Source organism: Arthrobacter sp. AD-310 (genome assembly GCF_054656615.1).
The window spans coordinates 221,281-228,997 of record NZ_BAAHNO010000006.1; the positions used below are offsets into that span (position 1 = coordinate 221,281).

Genomic DNA, 7,717 nt, shown 5'->3' on the forward strand with positions numbered 1-7,717 from the left:
CCACCCAACATGCTTTCCGAACCACATGCTTTCCGAACCACCTGACAGGAACGACAATGGACACCACCGCCGCGCGGAAGAAGGAGTGCCGCCATGCTTGACCTGATCCCCTCGGCCGGTGCCTGGGCACAGCGGCTCGCAGGCCGGCAGTTCGCGGTTGCCACCATCGTGGCTGCCTCGGGCTCGGTGCCCCGCCCCGTCGGAACGTCCATGCTCGTCGCCGCAACCGGCGAGGTGCTGGGCAGCCTCTCCGGCGGCTGCGTTGAGGGCGCCGTCGTAGCGCTCGCCCAGGAAGCCATGGACGACGGCGGCACGCGCCGGAAGTCCTTCGGCTTCAGTTCCGCGGACGCGTTCGCCGCCGGCCTCACCTGCGGCGGACAGCTGGACATCCACATTGAGCCGGTCCACGCCGAAGTCCCCGGACGCCCGGCCCATTCCCTCCGCACCGCCCTGCTGCAGCTCGCCGGCCTCACGCCGGACGAACCCGTGGCGCTGGTCCGGACGCTGGGCACCCCGGTGCCTGCCGCCGTCGTGCTGTCCGATCCGGCGAACGCAGCAGCGGGAGCGGCGGAGCTGGGAAGTTTCCTGTCCGGTGAGCCGCTCCGGCAGGTCCAGGCGCTGGTGCGCCGCGGGGGAGCGGGCCTGGTCGGGCTTGGAACCTGCCCTCCGGACCAGGCGGACGCGGGCCTGGAAGCCGGCCCGGCGGTCCTGGTGGAATCCCGCCTCGCCCCGCCACGCATGCTCGTATTTGGCGCCAACGACTTCGGTGCCGCCCTGGTGCCCGCCGCCAAGTTGCTCGGCTACCACGTGACGCTCGTCGATGCCCGCCCGGCTTTCGCGAACCAGCCGCGGTTCGCCGCCGCGGACCAGGTGGTCCGGGACTGGCCGCACCGCTACCTCGCCGCGGAGGCCGCCGCCGGGCGCCTGGACAGCCGCACCGTCGCGGCCGTCCTCACCCATGACCCCAAGTTCGACATCCCGCTCCTCGAAGCGGCCCTGGCCCTGGACCTTGCCTACGTCGGCGCCATGGGGTCCCGGCGGAGCCACCTGCAGCGGGTGGACGAACTCCTCGCCGCCGGCGTCCGCCCGGAACGGATCGCCCAACTGCATTCACCCATCGGTCTGGACCTCGGCGCCGTCACCCCCGCCGAAGTAGCGGTGTCCATCACCGCGGAACTGGTCGCCGCCCGGAACGGTGCTTCCAAGTGCATCCCGCTTCGCGACATGTCCGGTCCCATCCATCAACCGCACCCGCCAATACCAATAACTACCCGGCCGGTGCCCACACACCACACTCCCCAGGAGATCGCATGGACATGAACACCATCGAGGCGGTGGTCCCCACCACCGACCCCGCACAATGGCGCGACGGCGACGCCTGGCTCGCCGGCGGAACGGTCCTCTTCTCCTACGGCAGCCTCGCCTTCGGGCCGCGGCCGCTGCGGCGCCTCCTCGACCTCGGGCAGGCAGGCTGGGAACCGGTCACCGTCACCGCCGACGGCATCGACCTCGCCGCCACCTGCACGGTCGCCCGGCTGTACAGCCTTCCCGGATCAGCCGAAACCGCAGGCCGGGCCTGGCCGGGCCTGGACCTGTTCCAGCCGTGCTGCGACTCCTTCGTCGCGTCCTTCAAGGTGTGGAACATGTCCACAGTGGGCGGCAACATCTGCACTTCCCTGCCCGCCGGACCCATGACCTCACTCTGCGCCGGACTGGACGCTGTAGCCACCGTCCTCGGTCCCGGCGGCGGCACCCGCACGGTCCCGGTAGCGGACTTCGTCACGGGCAATGCCGAAAACTGCCTGGCGCCCGGAGAGCTGCTCCGCAGCGTCCACCTGCCGGCGTCGGCCCTTGCCTCCCGGGTGGCGTTCCGACGCCTGTCGCTGAGCAACCTCGGCAGGTCCGGGGTGCTCCTCATCGGAAGGCTCGACGGCGGCACCTCGCTGGTCCTCACGGTCACCGCCTCGACCAAACGGCCCGTGCAGCTTCGCTTCGATACGCTCCCTGGCGCCGACCGGCTGGCCGCAGCGCTCGACGACACCATCCCCATGGACCTTTACCACGACGACATCCACGGCCTGCCCGCCTGGCGCCGGGACATGACCTACCGGCTGGCGGAGGAGATCCGTACCGAGCTGGCCGCTCCGGACGGCGCTCCCGGGCTGCAGGTGTCCGGCGACTTCTGGCCCCCACAGGCGCTTCCTTCCGGCGGCCGCAACGCACTTCCGAAAGGGGCCTGAGCATGGCCATCGAAATCAACGGCACACTGTCCGACGCCGCACCCCGCCCGGGACAGTGCCTGCGGACCTTCCTCCGCGAGCAGGGCAACACCGGCGTGAAGAAGGGCTGCGACGGCGGCGACTGCGGCGCCTGCACAGTCCACGTGGACGGCACTCCGGTCCACAGCTGCATCTACCCGGCCGTCAGGGCCGAGGGGCATTCGGTCACCACCATTGAGGGCCTGGCAGCCACAAGCGGCGCGGGCGGTGACCTGCACCCGGTGCAGCAGCAGTTCCTGGAACGCCAGGGCTTCCAGTGCGGCTTCTGCACCGCCGGCATGGTCATGACCGCGGCAACGTTCGACGAGGAACAGAAGGACAACCTGCCGCGGAACCTCAAGGGCAACCTCTGCCGCTGCACCGGTTACCGTGCCATCGCCGACGCCGTCTGTGGGGACGCCGGGCACCCCGATCCCAAGGGGCAGGGCTCGGGCATCGCCGGGGCAAGCCAGCCGGATCCGGAACCCGGGCGGCTTGGCGACGACGTCCCCGCCCCCGCCAGCCGGGCCGTGGTCACCGGTGCCGCCCGCTACACCCTCGACCTTCCGGCCGACCAGCAGCAGGCCCTGCTGCACCTGAAGATCCTCCGTTCGCCGCACGCGCACGCCCGGGTCCGCTCCATTGATACCCGGGCGGCCCTGGCCGTTCCGGGCGTGGTGGCAGTCTTCACCCACGAGGATGCCCCGTCGCAGCTCTTTTCCACGGCGCAGCACGAGCTCTTCACTGACGACCCGGACGACACGCGGGTGCTGGATGACGTGGTGCGGTTCATCGGGCAGCGCGTGGCCGCCGTCGTCGCCGAATCCGTTGCCGCGGCGGAAGCCGGCGTCCGGGCCCTGGCCGTGGACTACGAGGTGCTTCCCGCCGTGTTCACACCGCAGGACGCCCTGCGGCCCGGCGCGCCCCTGGTCCACGGGAACAAGGACGGCACGACCTCCCGCATCTCCCGGCCCGACCGCAACGTTGTGGCCGAACTCCATTCCGAACTGGGCAGCGCCGCCGAGGGGTTCGCGGCGGCCGACTTCGTCCACGAACGGACCTACCAGACCCAGCGCGTCCAGCACGTCGCCCTGGAAACCCACGCGGCCATCGCCTCCGTCGACGAGTCCGGCCGGCTCCAGGTCCGCACCTCCAGCCAGGTGCCCTTCCTGGTCCGCCGCACCCTCTGCAGGGTGTTCGGCCTGGAAGAGGACCAGGTCCACGTGGTGGCCGGCCGGGTGGGCGGCGGTTTCGGCGGGAAACAGGAAGTGCTCACCGAGGACCTGGTGGCGCTTGCCGCCCTGAAACTGAAGCGGCCCGTCCAGCTGGAACTCACCCGTACCGAGCAGTTCACCGCCACCACCACCCGGCATCCGTTTACCATCAAGCTCAAGGCAGGGGCCAGCAAGGACGGTGCCCTGACCGCGCTGGAGCTGGACGTCCTGACCAACACCGGTGCCTACGGCAACCACGGTCCCGGCGTGATGTTCCACGGCTGCGGCGAATCCCTGGCGGTCTACAAGTGCGCCAACAAAAAGGTGGACGCCCACGCGATGTACACCAACACAGTGCCGGCGGGTGCGTTCCGCGGCTACGGCCTGAGCCAGATGATCTTCGCTATTGAGTCCGCCATGGACGAGCTCGCCGAGGGCATCGGAATGGACCCGCTCGAGTTCCGCCGCAGGAACATGGTCCGCGAAGGCGACGACATGCTCTCCACCCAGCCGGACCCCGAGGAGGACGTCCACTATGGCAGCTACGGCCTGGACCAGTGCCTGGACCTGGTCCGGGACGCGCTGGACCGGGGCCGCGAACGCTACCGTGCCGCGGGCCTGGACGAGCCTGGGCCGGACTGGATGACCGGCGAAGGCGTGGCACTGTCCATGATCGACACTGTCCCGCCGCGCGGCCACTTCGCCCATTCCCGCCTCAGGCTCCTGCCCGACGGGACGTACCAGGCCGACGTCGGGACCGCCGAGTTCGGCAACGGCACCACCACGGTCCACGCCCAGCTCGCCGCCACCGCCCTGTCCACCGATGCCACGCGGGTGGCGGTGCGGCAGTCCGATACAGACCTGATCGAACACGACACCGGCGCCTTCGGATCGGCCGGAACCGTGGTGGCCGGCAAGGCGACCCTGGCCGCGGCCGAGGAACTGGCCGTCCGCATCCGCGCGTTCGCCGCCGGCATCCGGCAGACCCAGGCCGCTGCCTGCGTCCTCGAGGGCGGCGCGGTGGTCATCGACGGAACACCCGTGGCACTGGCTGAACTGGCGCAGGCGGCCGCGGATGCCGGCGTCGAACTCGAAGCCGAGGGGCGCTGGGGCGGCACTCCCCGTTCTGTCGCGTTCAACGTGCACGGGTTCCGGGTGGCGGTGAACCGCTGCACGGGCGAGCTGAAGATCCTGCAGAGCGTGCAGGCCGCGGATGCCGGAGTTGTGGTGAATCCGCGCCAGTGCCGCGGCCAGATCGAAGGCGGCATCGCCCAGGCCATTGGCGCCGCGCTGTACGAGGAAGTGGTGGTGGACGACGCCGGCCGGGTCACCACGGACATCCTGCGGCAGTACCACATCCCCACCTTCGCGGATGTCCCGCGCAGTGAGGTGTACTTCGCGGATACCAGCGACGCCCTCGGCCCGCTGGGTGCCAAGTCGATGAGTGAAAGCCCCTTCAACCCGGTGGCACCCGCCCTGGCGAACGCCATCCGGAACGCCACCGGAGTCCGGTTCGCCTCCCTGCCGATCGCGCGGGACCGGATCTACCTGGGACTCAAGGAGGCCGGCCTGGTTCCCGCCGAACACGTCCACTCCTAGCCGTTCCACCCACAAACCGGCGCGGGGTCACATACCGCCCTCCCGATCGACATCATCGGGCAGGATCTGACCCCGCCCTGCATCGTTGCATATAGTCGAGGGATGGAACAGCGGATATTAGGCAAGACCGGACGCAGCGTATCGGTCGTGGGGCTGGGCACATGGCAGCTTGGCGCGGACTGGGGCGACGTGGACCCTGCGCAGGCGCAGGCCATCCTGGCTGCCTCGGTGGAGGCCGGCGTGAACTTCTTCGACACCGCGGACGTCTACGGTGACGGCAGGAGCGAGCAGGCCATCGGGAAGTTCCTGGCGGACAACCCGGGGCTGGACATCACCGTGGCCACCAAGATGGGCCGCCGGGTTGACCAGGTCCCGGAAAACTACACCCTGGCCAACTTCCGCCAGTGGGTGGACCGGTCGCGGAAGAACCTGGGCACCGACACCCTGGACCTGGTCCAGCTGCACTGCCCGCCCTCCCCGGTCTACAGCAACAACGAGGTGTATGACGCCCTGGACACCCTGGTGGCCGAAGGCGCCATCCGGAACTACGGCGTCAGCGTGGAACGGACCGACGAGGCCCTCGAAGCCATCCGGCGTGAGGGCACGGCGTCCGTCCAGATCATCCTGAACGCCTTCCGGCTCAAGCCCCTCGACGAGGTGCTCCCCGCCGCGAAGGCCGCGAACGTGGGCATCATCGCGCGCGTGCCGCTCGCTTCCGGCCTGCTGTCCGGCAAGTACTCCAAAGAAACCACTTTTGCCGAGAACGACCACCGGAACTACAACCGCAACGGTGACTCCTTCGACGTCGGAGAGACCTTCTCCGGTGTGGACTACGAGCTGGGGCTGAAGGCCGTGAAGGAGTTCGAGCAGCTGGTCCCGTCCGGCGCCACCACCGCCCAGGCCGCCATCGCGTGGATCGCCGCGCAGGACGGCGTCACCACGGTGATTCCTGGCGCCCGCGACGTGGAGCAGGCCACGGCGAACGCAGCCGCCGCCTCGGTGCCCGTTAGCGAGGAGTTCGACGGCGGCGTCCGCTGGATTTACGACCACTACTTCCGCGACGCGATCCACCCGCGCTGGTAGCCCGTTCGAGCACGCCGGTGACCGCCTCCGCCGTTGATGCGTTCATTGGCCGGCTGGCGGCGGTGCCGGCGGGGCCGGACTGGACGAACTTCTTCGACCACAGCCAACCGTCGAACGCGTTGCGCCGGCACAACCTGGGAACCTACCTGACCGCGATGCTGGAGCGGCGGCCGGAGGTGCTGCTGGTGGGGGAGGCGCCGGGATTCCGGGGCATGCGGCTCACCGGGGTTCCCTTCACCAACCGGGCCATGTTCGAGGGCCCCGCCAACAGCTTCGGTTTGTTTGGCGCGGGGGCGGGTTATCGGCTTACGCCTGACGCTGCCGGAGTTCCCCTGGAGCCAACCGCCACCGTCATGTGGCAGGTCCTGGCCGAGCTGGATGTTCTTCCACTTCTGTGGAGTGCATTCCCCTGGCATCCGCACCTTCCGGGAAAGCCCCAGTCCAACCGGACGCCACGGCCGGCGGAGGTGGCACTGGGCACCCCGTTCTGGCAGGAACTTGCACAAATTTTTGAAGTCCGGACCGTGGTGGCCGTCGGCAACGTCGCGCACCGCAGCCTGCTGCGAAATGGCCTGGACGTCCCCAAGATCCGGCATCCCGCCCACGGCGGGCGGGCCGGATTCAAACGGGGGCTGGAACAGCTGCTATTGGAGTAGGCCCAGCTGGTCCGGGGTGTCGATGTCCTCGCCGGTGGACTGGTCGCTGCAGTCCACTTCGTCTACCAGGTCAGGGTGCGCCTGCAGGAACCCGCGCGCCCCGGCGTCGCCGGTGACCGTCGCGCTGACGGCGTCCCGCAGTGCGGCATCAATGAGCAATGGGTGACCGCGGTGCAGCGCAGGCGGCACGCCGCCGTCGGCTGCTTCCCGACGGCGGTATGCGGCGGCGGTGATCCGTCCCGGCCGGTGCGTGGCCAACAGGCGGCGCACAGTGGCGGGGGCCAGGCCGGGCTGGTCCACGAGGGCGATGAGCAGGTGGTCTGCCGGGTCAGCGGTCCGGTCCGCCAAGAGGAAGGAACTGCCCATGCCGGTTTCCCAATCGGGATTCACGGCGACCCGGTAGCGGCCCAGCTCCGCGGCGGCGGCGACCTCCGATGCACCCGCGCCGAGGACCACCACCACCTCGCGGCACCCGCCGTCGAGCAAGGTCCCGGCGACGGCCTCCACGAGCGGCCGCCCGTGGTACGGCAGCAGCGCCTTAGGGCCGAGCCCCAGCCGTGTCCCTGCCCCGGCAGCCAGCACAACCCCGGTGGTGCTGCGGCCGACCGGCGTTGCCTCGAATGTCCCCATACCCGCACCCTAACCGAGTTTTTGTCCAGGTATGCAGGGTTAAGCGGCCCGGAAGGCTGCATACCTGGGCAAAAACTTCCGTCTTGATCAGGCGTCGCCGCCAGCCCCGCCCGTGGTGCCGGCGTTGACGTCCAGGAGCTTGTAGCGGTCCATGGCGTACGACGGCGCGCCCTCCTCGACCTCGCCGCGGCGCGCCAGCATTTCAAGGGCACGGACCACGATGGAGTGGGTGTCGTTCTTGAAGTAGCGGCGGGCTGCTGCGCGGGTGTCGGAGAAG

7 protein-coding genes are annotated in these 7,717 nt (G+C 69.8%); 5 read left to right on the forward strand and 2 right to left on the reverse strand.

Features of this window, described 5'->3' with window-relative positions; translation table 11 throughout:
- Positions 1-93: 93 nt before the first annotated feature.
- The 5 genes from ACYQ1Z_RS04090 (at position 94) to ACYQ1Z_RS04110 (ending at position 6,810) form a co-directional block, all read left to right on the forward strand.
- Entirely contained in the window at positions 94-1,320 is a 1,227-nt protein-coding gene (locus ACYQ1Z_RS04090) for an XdhC family protein (RefSeq protein ID WP_459791216.1), read from the forward strand.
- A complete protein-coding gene (locus ACYQ1Z_RS04095) occupies positions 1,311-2,240 on the forward strand; it encodes an FAD binding domain-containing protein (RefSeq protein WP_459791217.1) in 930 nt (309 codons plus the stop codon). Before ACYQ1Z_RS04090 ends, ACYQ1Z_RS04095 begins: the two co-directional genes overlap by 10 nt.
- Positions 2,241-2,242: 2 nt before the next feature.
- Complete coding sequence (locus ACYQ1Z_RS04100) at positions 2,243-5,071, forward strand: molybdopterin-dependent oxidoreductase (protein ID WP_459791218.1); 2,829 nt, start codon at positions 2,243-2,245, stop codon at positions 5,069-5,071.
- 102 nt (positions 5,072-5,173) lie between these two features.
- Positions 5,174-6,154 (forward strand): aldo/keto reductase, encoded by a 981-nt coding sequence (locus tag ACYQ1Z_RS04105; RefSeq protein WP_459791219.1) that lies wholly within the window; start codon positions 5,174-5,176, stop codon positions 6,152-6,154.
- Between the two features lie 17 nt (positions 6,155-6,171).
- A complete protein-coding gene (locus tag ACYQ1Z_RS04110; RefSeq protein WP_459791220.1) occupies positions 6,172-6,810 on the forward strand; it encodes a uracil-DNA glycosylase in 639 nt (212 codons plus the stop codon).
- Here the strand turns inward: ACYQ1Z_RS04110 and nboR are convergent.
- Entirely contained in the window at positions 6,799-7,440 is a 642-nt protein-coding gene (gene nboR, locus ACYQ1Z_RS04115; protein ID WP_459791221.1) for a nicotine blue oxidoreductase, read from the reverse strand. The genes ACYQ1Z_RS04110 and nboR overlap by 12 nt on opposite strands.
- 87 nt (positions 7,441-7,527) lie before the next feature.
- The coding region (locus ACYQ1Z_RS04120; protein ID WP_459791222.1) for a hypothetical protein at positions 7,528-7,717 on the reverse strand (190 nt) is incomplete at its 5' end.